Origin of the sequence: Chitinophaga ginsengisegetis (genome assembly GCF_900168065.1) — a bacterium.
GTDB classification, from domain to species: Bacteria; Bacteroidota; Bacteroidia; order Chitinophagales; family Chitinophagaceae; genus Chitinophaga; species Chitinophaga ginsengisegetis.
Genome location: NZ_FUZZ01000001.1, coordinates 1,244,777 through 1,265,819, shown reverse-complemented (window position 1 = coordinate 1,265,819; position 21,043 = coordinate 1,244,777). Strand labels below are relative to the sequence as shown.

At 38.3% G+C, this 21,043-nt stretch carries 20 protein-coding genes and 1 tRNA gene; 8 read left to right on the top strand and 13 right to left on the bottom strand.

Annotation, left to right across the window (positions count from 1 at the left end; all coding sequences use genetic code 11):
* Positions 1-897: 897 nt before the first annotated feature.
* Together B5Z18_RS04835 and B5Z18_RS04830 are read right to left on the bottom strand one after the other, a co-directional pair.
* A complete protein-coding gene (locus B5Z18_RS04835; RefSeq protein ID WP_159454187.1) occupies positions 898-1,836 on the bottom strand; it encodes a GIY-YIG nuclease family protein in 939 nt (312 codons plus the stop codon).
* Positions 1,837-2,146: 310 nt separating this feature from the next.
* On the bottom strand, positions 2,147-3,199 hold the full coding sequence (locus B5Z18_RS04830) for a phospholipase D-like domain-containing protein (protein ID WP_394333859.1): 1,053 nt from the start codon (positions 3,197-3,199) through the stop codon (positions 2,147-2,149).
* Positions 3,200-3,922: 723 nt separating this feature from the next.
* On the opposite strand from B5Z18_RS04830, the gene B5Z18_RS04825 reads away from it, so the two are divergent.
* Positions 3,923-4,717 (top strand): hypothetical protein, encoded by a 795-nt coding sequence (locus tag B5Z18_RS04825; RefSeq protein ID WP_079468254.1) that lies wholly within the window; start codon positions 3,923-3,925, stop codon positions 4,715-4,717.
* Between the two features lie 51 nt (positions 4,718-4,768).
* Positions 4,769-5,794 carry a hypothetical protein gene (locus B5Z18_RS04820; RefSeq protein ID WP_079468253.1) on the top strand — a complete coding sequence of 342 codons (1,026 nt, stop codon included), beginning with the start codon at positions 4,769-4,771 and terminating at the stop codon, positions 5,792-5,794.
* 662 nt (positions 5,795-6,456) lie between these two features.
* Here B5Z18_RS04820 and B5Z18_RS04815 read toward each other — a convergent pair.
* The 10 genes from B5Z18_RS04815 to B5Z18_RS04770 form a co-directional block, all read right to left on the bottom strand.
* On the bottom strand, positions 6,457-7,908 hold the full coding sequence (locus B5Z18_RS04815; protein ID WP_159454186.1) for a C1 family peptidase: 1,452 nt from the start codon (positions 7,906-7,908) through the stop codon (positions 6,457-6,459).
* Positions 7,909-7,936: 28 nt separating this feature from the next.
* The gene (locus B5Z18_RS04810) at positions 7,937-8,812 is read right to left on the bottom strand and encodes a hypothetical protein (RefSeq protein WP_079468251.1); all 876 of its coding nucleotides are present in this window, start codon (positions 8,810-8,812) and stop codon (positions 7,937-7,939) included.
* A gap of 605 nt (positions 8,813-9,417) precedes the next feature.
* Positions 9,418-9,990 carry a hypothetical protein gene (locus B5Z18_RS04805; RefSeq protein WP_079468250.1) on the bottom strand — a complete coding sequence of 191 codons (573 nt, stop codon included), beginning with the start codon at positions 9,988-9,990 and terminating at the stop codon, positions 9,418-9,420.
* Between the two features lie 9 nt (positions 9,991-9,999).
* Positions 10,000-10,212: a hypothetical protein gene (locus B5Z18_RS04800; protein WP_079468249.1), complete on the bottom strand. Its 213-nt coding sequence runs from the start codon at positions 10,210-10,212 to the stop codon at positions 10,000-10,002.
* Positions 10,213-10,286: 74 nt separating this feature from the next.
* Complete coding sequence (locus B5Z18_RS04795; RefSeq protein WP_079468248.1) at positions 10,287-11,021, bottom strand: RipA family octameric membrane protein; 735 nt, start codon at positions 11,019-11,021, stop codon at positions 10,287-10,289.
* 107 nt (positions 11,022-11,128) lie between these two features.
* Positions 11,129-11,530, bottom strand: coding sequence for a hypothetical protein (locus tag B5Z18_RS04790; RefSeq protein WP_079468247.1), 402 nt, complete (start codon positions 11,528-11,530; stop codon positions 11,129-11,131).
* 48 nt (positions 11,531-11,578) lie between these two features.
* On the bottom strand, positions 11,579-12,280 hold the full coding sequence (locus B5Z18_RS04785; RefSeq protein WP_079468246.1) for a hypothetical protein: 702 nt from the start codon (positions 12,278-12,280) through the stop codon (positions 11,579-11,581).
* A gap of 2 nt (positions 12,281-12,282) precedes the next feature.
* Positions 12,283-12,780, bottom strand: a complete 498-nt coding sequence (locus B5Z18_RS04780) for a restriction endonuclease subunit S (RefSeq protein ID WP_159454185.1) — start codon at positions 12,778-12,780, stop codon at positions 12,283-12,285.
* A 56-nt stretch (positions 12,781-12,836) separates the two neighbouring features.
* A tRNA-Pro gene (locus tag B5Z18_RS04775) sits at positions 12,837-12,910 on the bottom strand.
* A 77-nt stretch (positions 12,911-12,987) separates the two neighbouring features.
* Positions 12,988-13,527, bottom strand: coding sequence for an RNA polymerase sigma factor (locus B5Z18_RS04770; protein ID WP_159454184.1), 540 nt, complete (start codon positions 13,525-13,527; stop codon positions 12,988-12,990).
* Positions 13,528-13,726: 199 nt separating this feature from the next.
* Between B5Z18_RS04770 and B5Z18_RS04765 the strand changes: the two genes are divergently transcribed.
* From B5Z18_RS04765 to B5Z18_RS04755, 3 genes are all read left to right on the top strand, one after another.
* Positions 13,727-14,419 carry a hypothetical protein gene (locus B5Z18_RS04765; protein ID WP_079468243.1) on the top strand — a complete coding sequence of 231 codons (693 nt, stop codon included), beginning with the start codon at positions 13,727-13,729 and terminating at the stop codon, positions 14,417-14,419.
* Positions 14,420-14,522: 103 nt separating this feature from the next.
* Entirely contained in the window at positions 14,523-16,925 is a 2,403-nt protein-coding gene (locus B5Z18_RS04760; RefSeq protein ID WP_143313490.1) for a TonB-dependent receptor, read from the top strand.
* A gap of 26 nt (positions 16,926-16,951) precedes the next feature.
* The gene (locus B5Z18_RS04755) at positions 16,952-18,202 is read left to right on the top strand and encodes a hypothetical protein (protein WP_079468241.1); all 1,251 of its coding nucleotides are present in this window, start codon (positions 16,952-16,954) and stop codon (positions 18,200-18,202) included.
* Between the two features lie 62 nt (positions 18,203-18,264).
* Here the strand turns inward: B5Z18_RS04755 and B5Z18_RS04750 are convergent, their stop codons facing one another.
* The gene (locus B5Z18_RS04750; RefSeq protein ID WP_200817197.1) at positions 18,265-18,801 is read right to left on the bottom strand and encodes a class I SAM-dependent methyltransferase; all 537 of its coding nucleotides are present in this window, start codon (positions 18,799-18,801) and stop codon (positions 18,265-18,267) included.
* A gap of 600 nt (positions 18,802-19,401) precedes the next feature.
* On the opposite strand from B5Z18_RS04750, the gene B5Z18_RS04745 reads away from it, so the two are divergent.
* The 3 genes from B5Z18_RS04745 to B5Z18_RS04735 all read left to right on the top strand — a co-directional run bounded on the left by B5Z18_RS04745 (position 19,402) and on the right by B5Z18_RS04735 (position 21,040).
* Positions 19,402-20,004, top strand: a complete 603-nt coding sequence (locus B5Z18_RS04745) for an ATPase (RefSeq protein WP_079468240.1) — start codon at positions 19,402-19,404, stop codon at positions 20,002-20,004.
* A 131-nt stretch (positions 20,005-20,135) separates the two neighbouring features.
* Positions 20,136-20,417 carry a YHS domain-containing protein gene (locus tag B5Z18_RS04740; RefSeq protein WP_079468239.1) on the top strand — a complete coding sequence of 94 codons (282 nt, stop codon included), beginning with the start codon at positions 20,136-20,138 and terminating at the stop codon, positions 20,415-20,417.
* Entirely contained in the window at positions 20,417-21,040 is a 624-nt protein-coding gene (locus tag B5Z18_RS04735) for an SCO family protein (protein ID WP_079468238.1), read from the top strand. Before B5Z18_RS04740 ends, B5Z18_RS04735 begins: the two co-directional genes overlap by 1 nt.
* The last annotated feature ends 3 nt before the right edge of the window (positions 21,041-21,043 follow it).

The window sequence follows — 21,043 nt, the reverse complement described above, 5'->3', positions numbered from 1 at the left end:
AGGTGTTCCATAAAATCGCCAACGAAATCGGCTTTTGGGAAAGCGGCTTTTTACGAAGTATTAAAGATAAATTTTCGAAAAATTAAATAGACATAAGTATTTTTAGTTTAAACCTGGTCTATGATTGATGAATCAAATGGCTACGAAGGCATTACAGAAATATATATTAAAGGGCGAGGGCGGGCAGTAAATGGAATAGGTTCGTCAACTATCCGGGCCTGGGCCCCAACCTTTAATAGAGGTTCCGTAGTATTGGATATTGGATGTGGAACTGGTATTCCCGTCACGAAAATATTGCTTGATACATTATTTCAATGCAATCCGGCAAGATTAGGTGACTCTACGGAATGACAAAAAAGTTATGGCTTAGAAGTAAGATGCTGGAAAGGACAGTAATTTAGCATGCGACTTGACAGGACTTGAACCATACAATCATTAATTAGCAATAGAATGGCTTAATTATAATATCCGTCAAAATAATTTCGAACTAAAAAACCCGCTCTGGGAGCGGGTTTCGGAAAACAAGATAAAAATTGTCGGGGCAACTGGACACATTTCGAACTTTTTTGTGGCAGACTTAATCAGAATTGATAGTTTTCATCAGAAATCAGCACAAAAATTATTAGCTATGAAATAAAGCCTCTATTACTATTGGATTAAGTAATAGGTTATTATTATTTAACTACTGCCTTATCTAGTTGCTTGCCGATTTATTCGGATGCCTTAGCATTAAATCACATGACATTTCTCTTAGTTTCATAACATAACAAGAGTTTGCAACATCGAATATTATGGTGCAACAAACATCCGGGGTGAGCTATTTTGGCGTAATTCAGATGTTGGGTTCTACTAAGTAGTAGAAAAAACTCACTTTAAATCACAATTGCACAATTCTGATTATCTTGAACTTCTCTTTTTACTTTTTTTTAATAACGCAGGCAACCAATCTTCTGCAATAGGTCTCTCCAATGCAGCATTTTCCATTTCTATTTCACCATTTACTAGTTTTTCTGCCAGAACTTTCGGTAAGCCAAGTGTCAACTTTTCTAGTACACATTTTTTTATAGGAATGGAATTAAAATCTCTCGTCAAATCATTTAGAACTAGCGGCATGCCGTTATCACCTATTTTAGGTTGTCGTGTACGGGCGATGATTTGACAATAAGTATTCATCTCATAAAAAACAAATTTGAATTTATCTGGATCAGAATCGTCCATCCATAGCAAACGGTCACCTGGTAGTAATCTCTCCTTTCCAATCATTCCGTCATTTTCTGCGGTGCCAGTCCTGTTAAAAAATGGCAATGGATCATCTAATGAAAAAGGCTCATTATTGGCAAATGAACTTGTATACTTTGCATCTGTTCCTAATAATTCAAGTGTGTCTCCATTTGTATGTGCTTGCCATACATCACTGATCTCTTGCTTTCCATCAGGAAAAGAGATAACCACAAATAGCTGGCCTGCCTTCAGAGATAGTAAAGCATGATCTCCTTTATTAATAAGTAGTTTGGGAGCTAAATCATGAGTGCTTATTCCATCAATAAATTGACGACTTGACAAAATTGAATCAATAGCCTCTTCAGGGGATATCCTAAAAAACTCTCGCGTATTGGTTTCCCTACAATATTCTAAGTCTTCATGAACTAACGCCTCTAAAAATTGAGGAAAAGCACTTATCACCCTAAATTCAACCTCAAATGGAGAAGGCACTCCAGTTTTAAACAAGGCTTTTGCCCTGTCTTCAACGAGGTCTCTAGTATAGCCGATTTTTACCAAGCCTGGCATTGATTTATTCGTTAGCACATAAACAAACCCAATTGTAGATTTAGACATTGTTTTATTTTTTTGGGTCATTTACAATGAGGTATTAGGATATCAAATTGAAAGTCACACCTAATCATAACAGTAGACTCAATTTACAAAATATTGGCCAAAAACAGGCATCTTCTGATCTGGATCATTGCTACCTGAATGTAAGAATTTATATTTCAATATGCTTACGAATTAATCATATACGTATTGATGTCGGATCAAGACAACCTTTAATATATCTCGTTTTATCTCAGTAGTATTGACTATAGCGTGGTGAATGTTATCAGCCTTATAGGTATATGGTAAATTCATATGGTACCTTACACCATTTTTATTCCTTCGCATAGTTTTCGTAATACCAGCTTAAAAAATGGTCAACTAGTCCAAGGTCTTTGAACTTACACGCAATCGCAATTTCAGTTATCAATGTATTGTAGTCCTCGTATGTATCAACGCTGAAATTATTTGCCGTGGGATACTCAGCAAATCCCAACTTTGATAAACTTTTTAGTGTCCTACCGTTTGCTATTGAATACTTATTTGGGTTGTAAGTATTCATTATTTCCGTCAATGCATTTCCGCCAAATCCTTTTACTGAATGCATAAGCGGGAGTGTTTTAGAAAAAACTAAAACTGGATCTGCTGATTTATTTTCCTGAATGATTCTTATGATCGAAATAATTGTCTTGTATTTCTTTGCTAAAGTTTTTTTCCCTCTTAATAATCCAGACGAGTGAAATGATTTTGCAATGTCTTCATAATAATAAAGAAAGTCATTTGGCGAAGTGATGTTGTTTTTTGTGATGCTATTCATTAATCTCTTTGCCGTCTTGTAATATTCTATTCTTTCAGCAAAGCGCTCAAGCCCACTGTCAGCAACATATTCCTTAACAAACCTATCGAGTTGTGATAAATCAAGTTTGTGAGTGTTTTCAATTTCGTCCTTAAATTCCTTATCGGCTTTTCTATGTTTCTTTCTGTAAGTATCAAACTCTCTTTCATATTGGCTTAATTGAATATCACCTGTTATTTGAGTAGAGTTAGAGGAATAAGTTTCAATCATTGCTTTAAACTCCTTGTCCACCGAAGAATTTTTTTCAATTTGAATAAGAACTGAAACTTCAAAGTTGGTGTCAAGACCGCCACCAGTGATGTTTGCAGAACCCGCCAAAATTGAAATATTGTTGCCTTGTCTGAAATAATAAATTTTTGGATGAAAAGTTGACTTCACTTTCTTAGTCAAGTAAACTTTGCTTCCATTCCGAAGTAGTTTTTTAATCGCTAAAGGTTCGGTTAAATAATAGTCAGTTCCGACATAAAAAGTACAGTTCTCTGAAAGTCGGTCGAGGATTAAGTCCAGTCCTGACCTTTTAAGAAATGCCACACAGATAATTACCTCGTCAGAAGTGTCCAGCAGTCGGTTGATAACTCTTAAATGTGTCGGTCTTCTATTATTAGTTATTATTTGAAATGTCACTTGTTTCTTATTAGTTGCTTTATGTTAGCACTGTCATCAAAGACTAGCCGCTAACAAACAGATTGATTCAATGCGTCAACCCTCCATAATAAGTATGGATTTATGTAATAAATATACAAAAACATGGAAGAAAACTTTCCGTTCGAAGATCCCGATAGGATTAAAAATAGAAATTGAGGTTAAAGACCTCAACTGGATTCGAACCTAAACTAATTAGCAATGAGTTAATTGCAAAATTTAGAAAAATGACAAAAAAAAGCCCAACTCGCTCTAGTAGTGAGTTTAGCTTTTCCCAGTCGGGCAACTGGACACATTTCGAACTTTATCATGGAGGATTTGACCATTATAGGGCGGTTTCACGCCTGAAACAGCACAAAATGACAAAATTCTTACCCTATCTGAACTGATCGTCCTATTTTTAGATCAACGAATATGCTTATCTTATTTCTTTATTCGAAACAACATCATGAATGTTTAGAAAACCCCGCTGGCAGGAAAGGCGCAATCGACAAACCTAGCAATCATTTAAATGTTTGGGGGATGCCATGCCACGAACAAACCGATTATATCATCAGCAATATATTCTTATTAAACAGTTTAAATATTTAATAATCTCATATATTTTTAGCTATGTTTAAATTAGAGGATAAAGTAGTTGCAAAAGAAGTTAATGCGAGTATTCTAAAATTAATCCTTAGTGCTACTCCCGGTGGAACATTTATCAATGAATATATAGAATTACGCAGTAGAATTAAGCAGGAGCGATTTAATAATTTTGTTTCGCAGCTTTCGGAATATCTTACCAATAATAAAATTGAAGCAAATGCTGATCTGAAAACTGAAGATTTTGGCGATCTATTTGAATCAGTTCTAAGACGTGTTACTGCAACTAAATCCTCTGAAAAGCATTCTCGGTTCAGGGACATCCTTTTAAATTTTATGGAAAATGCAGAAGTTGAAATTGATGAAGCAGAGATATTTCTGGACCTGGCTAATGACTTGAACGACGTTACTGTAATAATTCTAAAGCATCATAAGATATTCAAACGAGAATTTAGTGAGAAAAATATCAGGTTATATAAATTGGAACAGGATCTACCAGTTCTGAATGGAAAAGTCGTCAGGGAAATGGCGTTGAAGGAAAAAGGGGTTGCCAACGATTTTGATACGGTTAACCGGCAGCGGCAGGATACCGATCTGGCTATAAAGAAGTTAAAAGTCGAAATCAAGGAGCTTGATGCAATCAAGATGCCTACGTTCTATAACCTTGATGAATATACATTCCTATATTATAAACAAATTCTCTTATCGAAAGGTCTATTAAAAGATAATTTTGCGGGTAATACTATTGGAGGAAGCCCTTTTATATATATGACAATCACAGAATTTGGCGAAAAATTTATTGATTTCATCCTGAGAACCTAAGAATTTCTCCGTACATTATGATGTGACATTATAAAAATAGAGAATTAAGCTATGGAGAATTTAAAAGGTGAAATTGATCAATCTCTGAATGAAATAGACTTACTAGAAGTTCAATTTCAAGATTACGCTAAGCAAATGATGCTTCCGGATTCAAATATGTTTCTCCTTGACATTTACGCAATTGGAATTGTAAACAGAGCGTTATCGTTAACCTCTGGCTTTAGCACTTTAATTAGACAACAAAATTTTATTGCTGCGTCTCATTTAGTAAGACCATACCTAGATACTTATCTACAATTTTTTGCAGTATGGCAAGTCTCTGATATCAATAAATTTGTATCAGATGTCATGAAAGGGGATCGTATTGATAAGTTAAAAGATAAGAATGGAGTTTTAATGCAAGACAAACACCTCGCAACTTTAGCATCTATTGATTATGAATGGATGTTAAATGTATATAAAGAAACTTCAGGGTTTATTCATTTTAGTAAAAAGCACATATTCACATCAAGTAGACTTAAAGATCCAGATAGCAGAATTATTGAAGGAAGGGTTAGTAAGTACGATAAATATGTTCCAGACGAATCCAGGCTGGAAGCAGTTCAATGTATGTTAGCAATATCTCAAGCTATCTTTAAATTATTGGAAGGCTGGATATGGACTAAGAATAATCCAGAGGAATTGGCAAAAATGAAAGAAGAGGAGGATTTTAAAAATCAATGGAGTAAAAGGGTAAAAATTATTGCAAATTTTTATTCGGCATTAAATGAAAAACGAGTTAACGATTCCCTTGCCCACTTACATGAAAATGTGCTTTGGCCAACCTCGGATCCAAAAACCTTCCTTGAAGGTCAGGCAGCAGTTAAAAGTAATTGGAAAGAGCTTTGGAAAACTACAACGGAAAATATACAGCCTATCTCATTCTCAGTACTAGAAAGCGAAGACGTTTTGATCGATGTCCACGTGATAGTTAGGGATTTGAACGCGGCAGTAAAAGATGATTATAAAACACAGCATTTGGTTGAATTTGATAACTACCTTATTAAAAGAATTGATATAATTCCTTATAAAGACTAATGCTGCGAGAAATGAAAAATCCTCAAAACCTTTACCGCTAAATATTAAACCTTATCAGGCTTAATCGAAAATTGATCAAAATAGACACATTTTATAGTAATCACGGTAAACTTATACAAAAGTGGGCATTCGACAGATAACAATAAAAGAGTTTGAAACACGACCTATCAATATTTGTTCAGTTATCATTGTTGCTTGTCTATTTGATTGTCACAGGTTTCGGCGGCAATGGCGGGGATTTTTAGCACTACTGTTCATATGAAGTCACAAACCACAAAAGTGTCAACAAGGCACAGCCCCCATTACCGAAACCACTTGATAGTGGCCGTTTTATTTGAGTGATTGCATTTTTTCTAAATGCCCACTTACTTTTGGATACTTTCCCATTTATTACAATAAGTAACTAACCGTTTACTCGAAAGATGCAGCCGGTTTTTGAAGATGTAATCTCGTTAATTACAGCCCAGTACTAATTAGTTAATAATGTAATGTAATGTAATGTTATGTAGCTTTGGGCTAAATCTTTGAATTTGGGAATAATGTCAGCTATGTATGTTTTCATATTAGACAAACAGGTTAATTAATATACAAAAGCAATTGACTACCGACTTTAAAGTTATATTAAGTAACGAAACTTAGATTGAACTTCCCAGAGGGCTACCTTAGAAATACTGTACAAGAGCTACCTTATTTAAAAGAGTATAATTAATAAATGCTGCTTTTCGCTGTTTAATATTGAAAAAATTTCCAGCATTATGGATACCTTCCAATTTAAGGTTGAAATGCAAACCTTTAACTTCAACATCGACAACTTCTCCCAGGCCAATTTCAAAATTATTCACCAAATCCAGATCTGTATTATCATCCCTGACAGACATCACAACAGTCTTTTTTCCTTTGTCAATCTGAACTATACCAAATCTGACTCCATTGAAAATTCTATAATAATTAGGCTTTGTCCATTTGATTATGCTACCTGTTGGATAAGATTCGGATTCTTCGTAGCCCAATTTTACCTGCTGTGCGGAGTATCCGGTATATGACACGTTAAGTGTCGCCATTGGGTCAACTAACAATTTGAACTTTCCATCCAAATTAGTAACTGTTCCGATTTTTGTTCCCTGAGCGGTTACTGATACTCCAGACAAGCCATGTCCATTTCTGTCTGTAATAGTTCCAATAAAAGAAGAATCAACGTATTTTCCTGAGACATTCATGTCTTTGGAAAAAGGTGCTCCTGGAGTCGAGATATTTTTGGTTGGCCCTGCAAGCAATTTGTTTTCAAATGATACAGTAAAAGCATTAAAAACCACTCCGTTCTCAGTTCCTTTAACTAAGTTATAGCTAAGCCAAATAAAACCGTTATCTCCGTTTTGGGTTCCATGTGAATCCAATACTTTAAAACATTTTTTATCATCATCATAATCTACTATAACCATAGCATGTTCTTCCTGAGCCACAAACTTGTTTGACCAGATGCCATCTTTCCTTTCACATGCCGAATAATATCCATCATCAATATAGGCTGAAATACAAATAGGATTTCCCAGTTTTAATTGATTTTTATATGCATCGACATCCCTTTTAACTTCTTCAAAACTGAATTGCTTATTAGTAATTTTTTTTGTCAAAACTGAGGGGGGACAACTTGAATGGCAATCTACCGGATAAGGGTAGTCCTTCCATTTGACTAAATTATATTTGATGAGGCATAAAAATGCTGTCGAATATGATATCCCCGTATCACAGGATATAATACCCATACTCTTTTCCTGACGACCTAATGTCCATAAATAAGAGGGGCTGTAGAGGGTCATTTTATCCGTATTGGAGCGAGTCTGCCCATCCAGATAATTTCTTCTAATCGACAATGCTTCTGTAACAGCAAAGGCTGTGCATGCCCCTTGATTTCCCTGATCCAGTACCATTGGGAGATAAGTGTCAAGAGGCACGTCCAGCCGTTTTCCACTATTTCGCAATGAGTTTGTGGTAACTGTTCCCTTTGCTTTATTATATGCCAGAAAATTATAATCTTCCGGGGCTAGACCAGATAAGGATTGACCAAAACATAATTTTGAAAGTGTAATTAACACTAACAGCAGCAGTTTCGCCATCCTGAACGGAAAAAGTTTACTAACCATACTACCTGATTACGTCTTCACCTTTTGAAATCTGCGCAAATAATACAACTTGACCAGTTGATACAACACGGAGTGTGTCTTTAGCTACACGCTTAAAATTTAAGCTAAAGCCTATTTTTCTTGAACTATCGGTAGGCACAACATTGACGTTAAAACCATTGTCCAGGGTTGCTTTCAGACCAGCACTAATAGAATCTTTTGAAGCAATACTTATATCAAAGCCAGACATTTTCAATACTTTTGTAATGATCACATTTCCATCATCCAACATAGATTTCCTATAAAAAGGGATGTTTTTATTTTCTGCTGTTGACAAGTACATTGAAAATGGTCCTGTTTCCAAACTTTCAATATGCCAGGTGCCTGCATTTATTTTAACATCTTTCGCATTCTTTATTAGCCCTCCCAATTCGGCATTAACTGTTTGCCAAAGGTTAGCATCTATCAGCATGTCAAAGGAGAAGTCTGATATTTTCCGCACGTCACACTGCTGAACATCTCTGTCAAAATGAATAAAGTCAGAAAACTTAGCTGTATCACCAACTTTGTAAAAATCCCATCTATCATACTTTTTATTTTTCGATAGAATATAACCTAAATCCCTAGAGTTAGATGGACCTAAGTATACTATATCTGATTTGAAGGTTGCATTCTTAGGACAGTTTTTAAACCATTTAATCCATGCCCTCCATTGAGCACCTTTGGATCCCGGCTGGCTTATATCACCAGGGCTGGTGGAATCTGATATTGCCGCATTTACTGAATCTACAAGACTTTGTCGTGGGCTTTTGAATACCAACTCTGTAGGTTTCGGTTTACAGGAAGAATAGACAAGTGAAATACATAGGCAAGCGAATAATGATGTAAGGGGCTTCATTTTTATAAGTTTTATGGTAAAAAAAAACGATATTAAGTACCATCTGTAAAATGCTTTGGGGGTTTTAAATATTATCCAGCAATAGTTGGAAGAATATTCGAAAATTGACCATATTGTTGTACCGATAAGATGTAGGTAGAATATCAGAACATTTGAGTTTTCCAAAAAGCTTTTTATACATCCTATCTGGGATTTACAATATATTGACCGCATGTAAAGGTTATTAGACTATGGGATGCTGCATAGTGCCTATTTTCTGCATGATACGGGATGGATTTATATACTAATAAAGCCTCACTTTTCATAGCTGGGGATATTCTGATGATAAGAAACAGTCAAAATAAATTTAATTAATATTCTTTGAAAAACCTAATACTTCTCCAGATAAATTTTAGTAAAGCTAAATCAGGCCAGGTGTTCATTAGTATACCATCTAATGAAGACGAATACAAGAATATTTTTTAGGAGTTAGACAGCAGGTAATTTAAGGAAACCCTAAAAATGCGGGAAAACATTATTTCAAAGAATTCCATTTTTAGCACTCCGAATTCATCTGAGCCTTTTATACAGGCTATTAGTAAAGAGAGTTTGGAAGACCCATAACATTATTTGGTTTCCTCGCAGTTATCGCAGATGTCTTCTATTTTCACAATGGCATTTTTCCAAATGACAGAATTCCAGTCTTCACCTTGAAGCCTTTTAATATAGTCTTCAATACTTTTCTCCAATGCTTCTACAAATCTCCTAGCATTTATAACTTTATCACTCTCAATTAATAACGGCCCAGTCCTCAATATTCTCCATGCATTGGTAGTTTCCGCTTGATGAAGAATACCACAACGAATATCTGAATAGAAATCGTTGCAAATTCCTGAAAAATCAGGGAAGTGAGATTTCTCCGATAGAAAAAAGTCCTTGAACATTTTCTTGCTTTTCCCATTTGTATTTTTTTCTCCTTGTTTAAAAGATTCTAAGGTTTCAATCGTCAGACATGATATTGCCATCATTAAAAAGCCACTATCTATTGTACTTAGATGCTTAATATATCTATTAGTAAATCGGTGATCTATCAACATAATGATCTTCTTCTTTGCAGTATCATCTCGATTTGCCAACCAATATCGAACTTCACCTACAGTAACAGTGTCGGTAAGTTTATAGTCATTTATGTCTTTCATAGTGCCATTTTAATTGTTAAGAGCCTTGTAACAGTCATCCTTTGCGGCATCACCATCCAGGAGGTGTTGGATGAGTTCCATAGACACAACTGTACTTGCGATTGCTGTATGTCCCAAAACTTCTTCTGCCTTCTTGATATCATTCGTTAATGCAACGACTTCCCCTATGGAAAGACCATGAACAAGATTTCTATATGCATTTGTATCAAAAAAAACTTCCATACTTACATAATTTTATTTATTATTATATATTATAATTAGTATTAAAATGAACAAAGCTAAAAACACCATAGTACCTACTCATTAGTTTTCGGTGTTTGCTTTAAACCACGCTTTTCAAAATTTATTTCTGTCGACTTTAATTGTTTTTCCTTTTTGAAGAGATTATTAATTCCCGTCTGCGTAAAAGCGAATAATGAAAACAAAGAGATAAAAGTCGCAAGTCCTAATAACGAATAAAAGGAGTAATAGCTTTCAATAGAAGATAATTCAATGGTTAAATTACTCATGAATAGGTCCATAATAATAATAACCCAAAATCCAATTAAAACTACGTTAAGAACCTGATTAATCTTGGAAACACTAAAGGGGAAGGGGGAGAGTAAATGGAAAAATTTTTTTCGATAATATTCTTTATTTATTGTTGTTTTGTAAAGAGGGCCAATTATGTCATCCTCCATAATGTCGACATGTTTCTCCCAATTCACTTGCCAAAATTTTGCGCCTCTATTGGCAAAATACCAGCCAACTGAAAAAACAAGTCCGAGATTAGACAACGAGAAAAGTATTTTGAGAGAATTTTGATTACTATCCGTTTTAGAAAAAACAATAAAGTAGCCAGCAATAACAGATCCTATGATCGTCCAAAAAAAAGTAGTGCGTTTCCAATACAATTCAATTTCAAATTTCCTAATATCGAGAATTTGCTTAAATACTTCTTGCTTATTTCCTTCAAAATTGTCAAATAGAGAAATATACTCTTTCCTATCAGTGATAATTTGAGGGTCGAATTTATTTGGTTGATTAGTCATAAATTCAGGGGGTTTATGTTACTTACTATTTTAGGGAAACAGGATTTATTTATTTATTTCAATACACGTCAGGCCAGTTTATATTTGTTATATCTAAATTCATTTTATTAGTACCAACCCATATTTAAAAGTTGAATCCGATATTTGGGCAAAACTGTGTCTATTATCTTATTAGGATCAAATTCGGTCTTTAAATATTCCCTCTCTCCAATAAAGTAGGAATTAGCTACCACTCGCGCTTTTTGCCCTAAGAAATCGACCAGTTGACTAATAGAAGTAAAATCTAAACAGGAAGCCCCCTCTTGATTGTTCTCAGGGATTGTAATTTTACCTTCATCAACATTCCACTCAACTCTTGACAAGTAAAGATCTATAGTATTCCATACAACCGTTTCCCAATCATCATATTCGTTACTAGGTAAAATAGTTTGTATTTCAATATTTCGATTCTCCCAAAAAGTATCAATATCTTTTTGTATTCTTTGATAAGACAAAATATAATCATCCATCTCTTTTTTAAGGGGCGCACGATTATGTGCGACACAATTTCTTACCTTTTAAATATTATTGAGGTTAGATTTTAGAGATGTGATAAAATCCTCGTATACCTCTTTATTAATTCCTCGACTCAGTACTTTTTGTCTAAATCCGTCAAAGTCAATATTTTTTTGTAAGTATGCTATGATATTACCTATGTCAATATTCGCTAAATCATTAAACCAAATGTAATGCGAGAATAGAAGATAAAAAAATTCATTTTCTAATTTCTTTTTTAAATATTCTCTTCTTTTTACTGGATCTTTATTGAGCTTATCATCATCGTACATAGGCTTGATATTAAGCTCATATAGTACATTATAAAAATCCTGTTTGTAAGTATCGGTAAAGATGAAGGATATTACTTCACGAAGTCTTAATTCAATATTATGGATCTCATTATACAACTTCTCAAGATGTTGGTTGAGAAATGGATCCTGAAATTTAAATACGGCATCGATGAACTCTGCATCGTTCATGCCATCTTCAAATAGCATCTTAATATCATTAGCATTTACATTGCTGCTATCGTGTGCCAGCGAGAACCCTAGACAATAATAGTCACTAGATATTTGATTAAAATACAGAACCTCAATGAGTGTTAAGCCATTAAGGTCTTTAATTTCCGTATAGTATTGTTGATAGGCATCAATTAACAACTCGCTAAGCTTCTGCTTTATGGCTACCTGTGGACTATATATAACTTGATAAACCGTTTCCATTCTCAATTTAAAATCAGCTTTTCAATTTTGTCCTTCCCCTCTTCCAATATTTTATCGGCTTCCTTCCTTAACTCCTTAGCTGTTGTTATTCGCTTACGATTGATTTCAATGATCAGCTCTTGTTCCTCAATACTTGGCACGGGGATCTTTACGCTTTTCAACAGTTCAATATTCACACCGGATTGATTATTCCAATTTGTACATATATTGTAAAAAACATCATGTCTTTGATACAAATTCAGAATTATCCAAAGATACTCTGGTAAGATAATATCCCTCTTTACACCAATTCTAGTTATATGGTTAGAACAAAGATAATCTCCCTCCAGGTCAAACAGGGCAGACTTACCTACCCATTCTTGACTATTTGTATTATTGAATAATACTTCTCCTTTTTGCAAAAGCTCGCTACGTTTTTCCTCTCTATAAGATTCTTTTACTTTTACATACTTATCAAAATACAACTCTCCATCTTCGCTATTTGCAAGCCTGAACAGCATTACAGGCGGAAATAAAAAAAGACAGGATAGCATTTATGCTATCCTGTCCAGCCTAGTCGGGATGACTGGATTCGAACCAGCGGCCTCTTCGTCCCGAACGAAGCGCGCTACCGGGCTGCGCTACATCCCGAAGGAGGCCCTAAATTAAAAATATTTCTTTATCCGGCAAATTTTCACCCACAAATTTTCATCGCACCACAAACAACGTTAATACCCTTCTTTTATAAGATAGGCCCGTATACGCCTAAGTGCAAGCGAAAGCTGGTTGCGGACCGTTTTTTCAGAGATGCCCAGTAAACTGGCTATTTGTGGATTGTTCAACGCATGGTTGAAACGCATATGGTATACTTTCTGGTTTTGGTCGGGTAGTTGTTCAATAAAGCCAGTCAGTTTGCTCAGCAGTTCCCTGTGAAGCAGCGGAGCGTCGGTGGTGGTGTGAACAACATCCGGCAGTGATGCCAGGGGAATGGTTTCTTTCTTCGACCTGTCCCGGATATAGGCAGCCACTGCATATTTTACAGAACGTTTTATATAGTGTCCAACAGGTTGATCAATCCGCAGGGAGTCTTTTCTTTTCCATAGTGAAATGAAAATGTTCTGTACAATATCTTCTGCAACAAAGTCATCTTGTATCAGTTGCCGCGCTAATGATAATGCGTCATACCAGTAACGATTATATAGCGCAACAAAAGATGCTTCATCAATAATGAAGGTAGATCTTTTAGATACAGGATCATTGTTAACCACAAAGCATGATTGAAATATTTTTGATAAAAAATGCTGCCGGGCATAAAAGTAAACGCATTGCACATACGGCGTTTTACAATTCGGGAAAAAGACTTTCGCATTCGGGAAAATTAAACAGGGAAAGACATTAAAGTGTCATAAGCAAAATAAAAAGAAAAAAGCACCGGGACATCCTGCGGGTATTCGATACTATGTTGTTATGAACGTAAACAAATCCTTGCTTTACAGGTACTATCATGAACATTGCAATGAGGAGGAAAAACAAGCCGTGGAGGAATGGTTGTTGAAATCAGGCACTTTTAGCGGCAACCGGTCAGCAGGCGATAGTGAGGATGCGAAACATCGTATGTGGAAGCAGATTCATAAACGTACCATAGGCGGGGAACGGAGAAGAAGATATGTGGAGATGGTTGCCTGTTTGCTCCTGCTTTTCAGTGCAGGTATCATTTCATGGAATAGATTTAACAGGCTGCCTCCCGAAAGCGCTTATGTAGTGATTGATAACACACGGAGCAACTTGCTGGCGCAGCAACATATCGGGAATCTTTTATTGTCCGAATCGGCAAACAGTGGATTAAGGTATGTGGACAATAAAAACTGCCTGCTGTATACAAATTCTCTGATCATTAATAACCAGAAAGGGGAGGATATATGGGTGTATTTAAAAACAAGTAGTGAGAAAGGGAGTGGTATGATCAGATTTCTGTGCAGAAGAAAAAGAACTTATGTAGCAGGATTTATCACGGAACACCGGGAAAGCGGTAACCGTAAATATCTCTATTCCCAACAATCTGCGCCGGTTCCGGAAGCCATTGCAACGGGTATAAACAGCCAGCTGGATGCGGCGAAGATCAATGCTAAATATAATGGCTATACCACCATCATTATCTGAATATAGTATCTGTCGATTTTTTAAATTTTAAGTGTAAAAGAAGGTGAAACATATTTCTACATTGCTATTATCAGGACTTTTGCTCCTGGTAACCGACCTTGCTATGGGCCAACAACAAGAAACCAAAACAGATAGTCATATTTACGGCGAGGTAAAAAGCAAACTGGGAGAACCGCTGATCGGCGCATCTATTAAAATAAACAACGAACAATATGCGGGCGCAATTGCAGATTCCGTTGGTAATTATGATATCAGTACCAGCCGGTCGGGTAAGGTGACGGTATATGTATCATCCATCGGATATCGTCCGCAAACAAGGGATGTTTATCTGAAAGCAGGGCAGTCCACCCATATTGATTTTACATTAACGGAAGATAATCGCCAGCTGAATGAGGTCATCGTTGCAGGAACCGGTAATAATCAGTATAAAGTAAAACAGCTGAAAGAATCGGGGTTTAATGTAAATGTGATAGACGTCAACGAATATGGTAACATATCAACAGATATTAATCAGGTGTTAAAACGTACTACAGGCGTATTGGTAAGAGAGTCGGGAGGTGTTGGGTCTGATTTTACTTTCCAGGTTAATGGACTGGCTGCCAAAATTTATATTGATGATATCCCTATGGATCAATACGGCAGCTCAATGACGTTGAACAATATCCCCGTAAACCTGATAGACCGGATCGAAGTATATAAAGGTGTTGTGCCGGCTCACCTGGGATCAGACGCGATGGGAGGCGCCGTTAATATTATTACGAAACAAAAGAACCGTAAATTTTTAGACGCCAGTTATAGCTATGGCTCTTTCAATACCCACCAGGTAGCGCTTACAGGCGGGATCAGGGATAGTAAAACCGGCCTGAAACTACGAGCCAGCACCTATTATAACTACTCCGATAATAATTATATGATGTACAGCGACTCCGTGTACAACGTGGATTTGCGCATTGTAAAGCGTGATGAGGCAACCGGCACGTACAGACAGGTAAGCATCGATAAAGCCAGGCGTTTTTACGATACCTACCGTTCCGCCATGGGAGAAGTAGAAGTAGGCTATGAAAAAGTAAAGTGGGCCGATTGGTTCACCATCGGCCTTACCTATGGAGAAAATAAGAAGCAGCATCAGCTGGGATCTACCGTTAATTCAGTAATGGGAGGCTTCTGGACGGAAAACAAATATCTCATGCCAACCATCAAATACCGGAAAGATAATTTTATCGTTCCCGGGTTATTTGCCAATCTCTATGCAAACTATTCCAGCAATAAAGACGTGAACAGGGATACAGCCCTGTATCGCTACGACTGGACCGGTCACTGGGCCGCCAACGCCGGAGGAGAGAGGATTCCCGAAGTATTTACAAAGTATTTTGATAATAGCTATACGGCAAGGGCCAACTTTAATTATAATCTTGATAAAGAAAATAATCACAGTCTTAACCTGAACTATACATTTAATACAACCCGGCGGAAGATATATGACGAAGCCGAAACCAATCCCAATAAAAAAGATCTTTCGGGCTTACCCAGTAAACAGGGCAAACATATCATAGGACTGGCCTGGCAGGGACAATGGCTGAAGAAGAAGTTGATCAGTGTGGCATCCTTTAAATATTACGGTATGACCACCAAAGCAACATTAGACGGGAGAGTGTTTGACGATGCCGGGAAACCTGTTGGCGGCGAAATTTATACCCGTAAAGATTTCTTCGGGTTCCCCAGCGGATCACTGGCGCTTCGTTACCGCATTACGCCGGATTGGGGAATAAAAGGTTCCGTGGAAAGAGGATATAATTTACCGGAGATGACCGCCCTGTTTGGTAATGGACAGTTTGTAGTATCCAATCCCGATCTGAAACCGGAGCGTAGCGACAACTTCAACCTCGGCGCCTATCACAATCATTTTATAGGAGAGCATTTTATCAACCTGGATGCATCGGCATTTTACAGGAATTCTAAAGATTACATCGCATCACAGGTATTATCGGATAATATTCACACCCAAAGCCGCAATTTCCCCGGCGTAACACTCTATGGTTTTGAGGCGGAGGCCAGGTACGGCTATAAGGATATGGTAAGTCTTTCCGCTAACATCAGCTATGATAAAGCAGTGGATAACTGGAAGTATACCGATTCTACCAATTCACAGATCAGTCTTACCTATAAGGAGCAGTTGCCCAATCGCCCGTGGATGTATGGCAACGCCAGTTTAATGCTCGGCAAACGCGACCTGGTTGGAAAGGGAACAAGGATACAGCTAAATTATATGTATCAGTACATGCATTGGTTTTATCTCACCTGGGCAAAATTAGGCAGTCCTGGCAGTAAAAACTTTGTCCCGGGGCAAACTGTACACAGCCTCATTTTGGCTTACAGCTGGAAACAGGATGTATACAACATTTCTATGGAGGCGAGAAACTTTACAGATGAAAGGGTATACGACAATTTCAGGTTGCAGAAACCCGGACGTGCTTTTTATGTAAAGCTGAGAGTATCATTAATGTAGTTCAATATTTAATATAAAATAACAAAATGAAAAAGTTAAATGTAGCAGGTATGTTACTGGCAACTGCATTCGCTATGCCATTCATACAATCATGCAGTAAAACGCCCGATACCGGCAATAAACCGGATGATACGAAACAAACAAAGGAGTACGCTATTTTCGTGACGGTAGGCAATTCATCCAGCAGTGAGAACTATTATACATTAACCACCGCCGATCTCATGAAAGATACCCTGCTTAGCCCGGTGAACTCCGGTATTGAGCCGGATAATATTACTTCCTGGGCAGATATCTACAGCGTTTTTTACCAGGGTAGTTTTTATTATACGCAGGATGGTAACATTATCAGTAAACAACGGATCATCAACGGTAAATATAAAGAGCTGGGTAATATAGTGGCCAGTGCAGGATCCTGGCAGCTAGGGATGATGAAAACCTTTTTCAATAACAGTGGTTTAAACTTTCTCAGCTGGGAAGTAAAATATAACCAGGCAGAAGATGTCATTGAAAAGAACCTGTATATTATTGATACCGCAGCCATGACCATTAAATCGAATAACCCGGTAAAGTTCCCGGTACCCGGCTTTACCATTTATGATAATAATGGAAACCCAATGGCAAAAAAAGATATTCCGCTTACGCCATCCAGTTTTTCTATCAGGGATAATAAGGTATTTATTGGTTTCTATTACGACTGGATTACCAAACTGGATACCGCCTATATGCTGGTTTGCGATTACCCGGCCTTAACCAATGTGAAACTGTTAAAGGACAACCGGTTGGGCCACGTATCCGGCGCCTGGTATGCCAGCTCCTCCAGCTTTACAGATGAAAACGGTGATTACTATTTTTCTACCATCAGCAAAAATAAAACATATGGCCTGCTGCGCATAAAAAGCGGCACTACCGTAATAGATCCTGATTACGCATATGACCTGAAAGAAGTGGGCAATATAAGTGGTGCCGTTAGCTGGGGCGACTACGCCGGCTCGGATCACCATGTGTATATTAAAAACGGTTTGGCCCTTATGGGTTCTTACATCATTGATGTGCGCAATAAAAAAGTAATCAAGGACCTGAACAGTTTTGGATTAGGTAAAGTACAGATTACAATGGACACTTATACCGAGAACGGCAACGAAGTATATGTAGTGCTGAAAACCGACGACGCCCGTTGGTTCGTGGCTAAGTACGATGTGGCTGCCAATACCCTCAAAAGAGGAGTGGAAATACACAGTGGTATTAAAGGTATCAGCAGGATAGGCCGGTTGAAATAGTACGGACACACTGATTGTCCCGGTAAAAACAGCAAGGTGGTACCATCCGCCTTGCTGTTTTTTTATCCCGGCATCCTGCGGCTGAACATCGCTGCATACATATGCCCGGACCCATACAGGGAAGGTCTTTCGTTCAGCTTCACAGCAGATGTAAATCCTGCCTGATGAAACAATGCTTTTAAAGCATGGAACGGCACAGGGTAGGGTACCCAGGGATTGGCTTTTGTAGTTTCATATTCCACTATCAGAAAAGCACCGTTTTCCTGCAGGTGCGCACTTATTTTATTAATAAAGGCCGGCTTCCCGGGTACATAGTGCAGGGAGTTGGCCATCAGGATACCGTTTAGCCCTGATACGGGTATATCATCTTTCAGAAAATCCAGTTGCCCCGGTTGAATAGTAATATGATGAGGATTGGGCAGGCCGGATAACGCAGGGCGTGCTTTGTCCCACGCGTAAATAGTGCTGCCAGTTGCCAGCAGGTTGGCTAAGGCATAGGTAAACAAACCTGACCCGCATCCAAGATCCGCCCAAACGGTTTGGGCTCCGTCAGTAACCGGTGTATGATTTATCAGCGCAATGGCATCTCTTATATCCATAGCCAATAAAGGTACAAAGAAGGGGGCACCCTGATGCCAGGTTGGTAAATTCCGTATTAAAGCATTAGATAAAATACTGATAAGTTATAGATAAGCCGTATCTCTTTAGGTACAGCTTATCTACGGCTTATATACGGCTTATATACGGGTTATCTACGGCTTATCCTATAATGGCGTATGCCTGGGCCTGGTATAGGAATAATATCTTATTGCCCTTGAAACAAGGTTGGATAACAGTGACTGACGCAATAAAAAGTGTCCAGGGCGAGGCGCCGCCGGCATTCCGGGAATAAAGGGAAGGGGGAGTGGATTTAGGGAATAATTGTTATTTTTGTAGTCGTTTAAAGGTATCAGTTATGGCCAGGAAAGCAATTCATACGGTCGCAGACCCCACTTCTCCTCTTGAAGCACGACTTAGGTTAGTGTTGAAAAGGGCGCTGAGAAGCCATGCCCGTAAGGATATTCCACTTGTATACAAAGACCCTAGCTGTAAACGGCCTAACGAGTTTATCCACGAGTACCCCGACGGCAGAAAATTTCTCATTCGTCAAAGTCTTCGTAGTTCCACGGAAATAATAGTACGCCAATTAAAATAGTGCTATGCCCAAGTTGTTTATTGTCGCTGGTCCTAACGGAGCAGGGAAAAGTCTTTTTTCCGCAGAATTGACGGCTACTGATTTTGGGGTATTTGACGGAGACAAGCACATGACCAGGCTTAAGGCGAAATATCCTGAAACAGGCAGCGATGCGCTGGAAAACTTTGTCAATGAAGAGATCTTTAAAACGGCAAAGCAGAAGGCTATTACCGCCCGCGGAAACTTTGCTTTTGAAACCAACTTTAGTGCTGAAGATCCCCTCTATTCCATGAGAGCATTTAAGGCTGCCGGATACCAGGTACATCTTGTATTTATGGGGATGAACACGGTCGAAGAATGTATCCAGCGCGTGTCAATAAGAGTAAAGGCAGGTGGTCATAAAGTACCCGAAGATGCCATTATTCATAATTTTAAGACCGGATATGCAAACCTCTACGCCTTTTTTAAGGAGTTCGACTCCGTAACCTTATATGATAACAGTATTCCCTGGAATAATGAGGGGCGTATTCCTGAAAAGGTACTTTATTGGGAAAATGGAAAGATCCTGTTTGTTGCAGAGCGCGTTCCTGTCTGGGCACAGCAGGTTATCAATTTTGTAAATTCATAAAAGGCGCTGTTATTAATATCGCATTTTACTCCCTCCCCAGTAACCTTTTTCTAAACTATTGTCCCGTTCATTTTTCCCCTCCCTTCATTTTAATCCCTATTTTTGCGGCTGGTAATGAAAAATAAACAGGCATGAAGGCTTATATAGGATTATTTTTAATAACTACACTGGCAGCCTGCGGCGGCAACACCAGCCACGAAACGAGCGATTCCTCAATGGCGGCAACCCCGGAGGAAGTTCAGTACGATACCTCGCTCGTGGCCAACCGGAGAGATCCCGTATGCAGGATGCCCATCAAGGCAGGGATTTATGATACTGCACATTATCAGGGCGCCGTTCTCGGATTTTGCTCCTCCGCCTGCAAGGATAGCTTTTTATTAAAGCCGGCGGCTTACACACTTGTCATGAAATAATGAAGAAGATACTCCTGCTTGCTTTACTGGTATCCGGATGTGCATCGCCGGCGAAAAAGCTGCCCATACTGGGCGAGCCCGCGGTAACAGCGCGTCAGGATAACGGGAAAACGGTGTATGACACCATTTACCCGGTCGTTCCGCCGTTTTCGTTTACGGACCAGGATAGTCTGGCGGTAAATGAACAGTCCTTTGCCGGGAAGATCTACGTGGCGGATTTTATCTTTTTGTCGTGCCCCAATATATGCCCGAAGATGACCGTGGAGATGAAGAAAGTGTACAACACCTTTAAAACAAACGATGGCATCCGCTTCCTGTCGCACACCATTGATCCGGAAGACGACTCCATCCCGCGACTGAAGGCATATGCAGCCAGCCTGGAGGTGACAGGTCCCAAATGGCGCTTTGTTACCGGTAACCAGGATACCATTTACCGCCTGGCAGAAAAGGGATATTTTTCTACGGCGTATAAAGACAGCACCGCTCCCGGGGGCTTTGTACACAGCGGCGGACTCCTGCTGGTGGATAAAGCCCGGCACATACGCGGGGTATATAACGGCACAGACCCGCAGGAAACAACCCGGCTGATAAACGATATTAACATCTTACTAAAAGAAAATTGAAAA

Excerpts from the sequence above, each read along its gene's own strand:
- B5Z18_RS04835 (WP_159454187.1), bottom strand. The coding sequence starts at position 1,836 with ATGTCTAAATCTACAATTGGGTTTGTTTATGTGCTAACGAATAAATCA.
- B5Z18_RS04825 (WP_079468254.1), top strand. The coding sequence starts at position 3,923 with ATGTTTAAATTAGAGGATAAAGTAGTTGCAAAAGAAGTTAATGCGAGT.
- B5Z18_RS04820 (WP_079468253.1), top strand. The coding sequence starts at position 4,769 with ATGGAGAATTTAAAAGGTGAAATTGATCAATCTCTGAATGAAATAGAC.
- B5Z18_RS04815 (WP_159454186.1), bottom strand. The coding sequence starts at position 7,908 with ATGGCGAAACTGCTGCTGTTAGTGTTAATTACACTTTCAAAATTATGT.
- B5Z18_RS04810 (WP_079468251.1), bottom strand. The coding sequence starts at position 8,812 with ATGAAGCCCCTTACATCATTATTCGCTTGCCTATGTATTTCACTTGTC.
- B5Z18_RS04805 (WP_079468250.1), bottom strand. The coding sequence starts at position 9,990 with ATGAAAGACATAAATGACTATAAACTTACCGACACTGTTACTGTAGGT.
- B5Z18_RS04800 (WP_079468249.1), bottom strand. The coding sequence starts at position 10,212 with ATGGAAGTTTTTTTTGATACAAATGCATATAGAAATCTTGTTCATGGT.
- B5Z18_RS04795 (WP_079468248.1), bottom strand. The coding sequence starts at position 11,021 with ATGACTAATCAACCAAATAAATTCGACCCTCAAATTATCACTGATAGG.
- B5Z18_RS04790 (WP_079468247.1), bottom strand. The coding sequence starts at position 11,530 with ATGGATGATTATATTTTGTCTTATCAAAGAATACAAAAAGATATTGAT.
- B5Z18_RS04785 (WP_079468246.1), bottom strand. The coding sequence starts at position 12,280 with ATGGAAACGGTTTATCAAGTTATATATAGTCCACAGGTAGCCATAAAG.
- B5Z18_RS04780 (WP_159454185.1), bottom strand. The coding sequence starts at position 12,780 with ATGCTGTTCAGGCTTGCAAATAGCGAAGATGGAGAGTTGTATTTTGAT.
- B5Z18_RS04765 (WP_079468243.1), top strand. The coding sequence starts at position 13,727 with ATGAACGTAAACAAATCCTTGCTTTACAGGTACTATCATGAACATTGC.
- B5Z18_RS04760 (WP_143313490.1), top strand. The coding sequence starts at position 14,523 with ATGGGCCAACAACAAGAAACCAAAACAGATAGTCATATTTACGGCGAG.
- B5Z18_RS04755 (WP_079468241.1), top strand. The coding sequence starts at position 16,952 with ATGAAAAAGTTAAATGTAGCAGGTATGTTACTGGCAACTGCATTCGCT.
- B5Z18_RS04750 (WP_200817197.1), bottom strand. The coding sequence starts at position 18,801 with ATGGATATAAGAGATGCCATTGCGCTGATAAATCATACACCGGTTACT.
- B5Z18_RS04745 (WP_079468240.1), top strand. The coding sequence starts at position 19,402 with ATGCCCAAGTTGTTTATTGTCGCTGGTCCTAACGGAGCAGGGAAAAGT.
- B5Z18_RS04740 (WP_079468239.1), top strand. The coding sequence starts at position 20,136 with ATGAAGGCTTATATAGGATTATTTTTAATAACTACACTGGCAGCCTGC.
- B5Z18_RS04735 (WP_079468238.1), top strand. The coding sequence starts at position 20,417 with ATGAAGAAGATACTCCTGCTTGCTTTACTGGTATCCGGATGTGCATCG.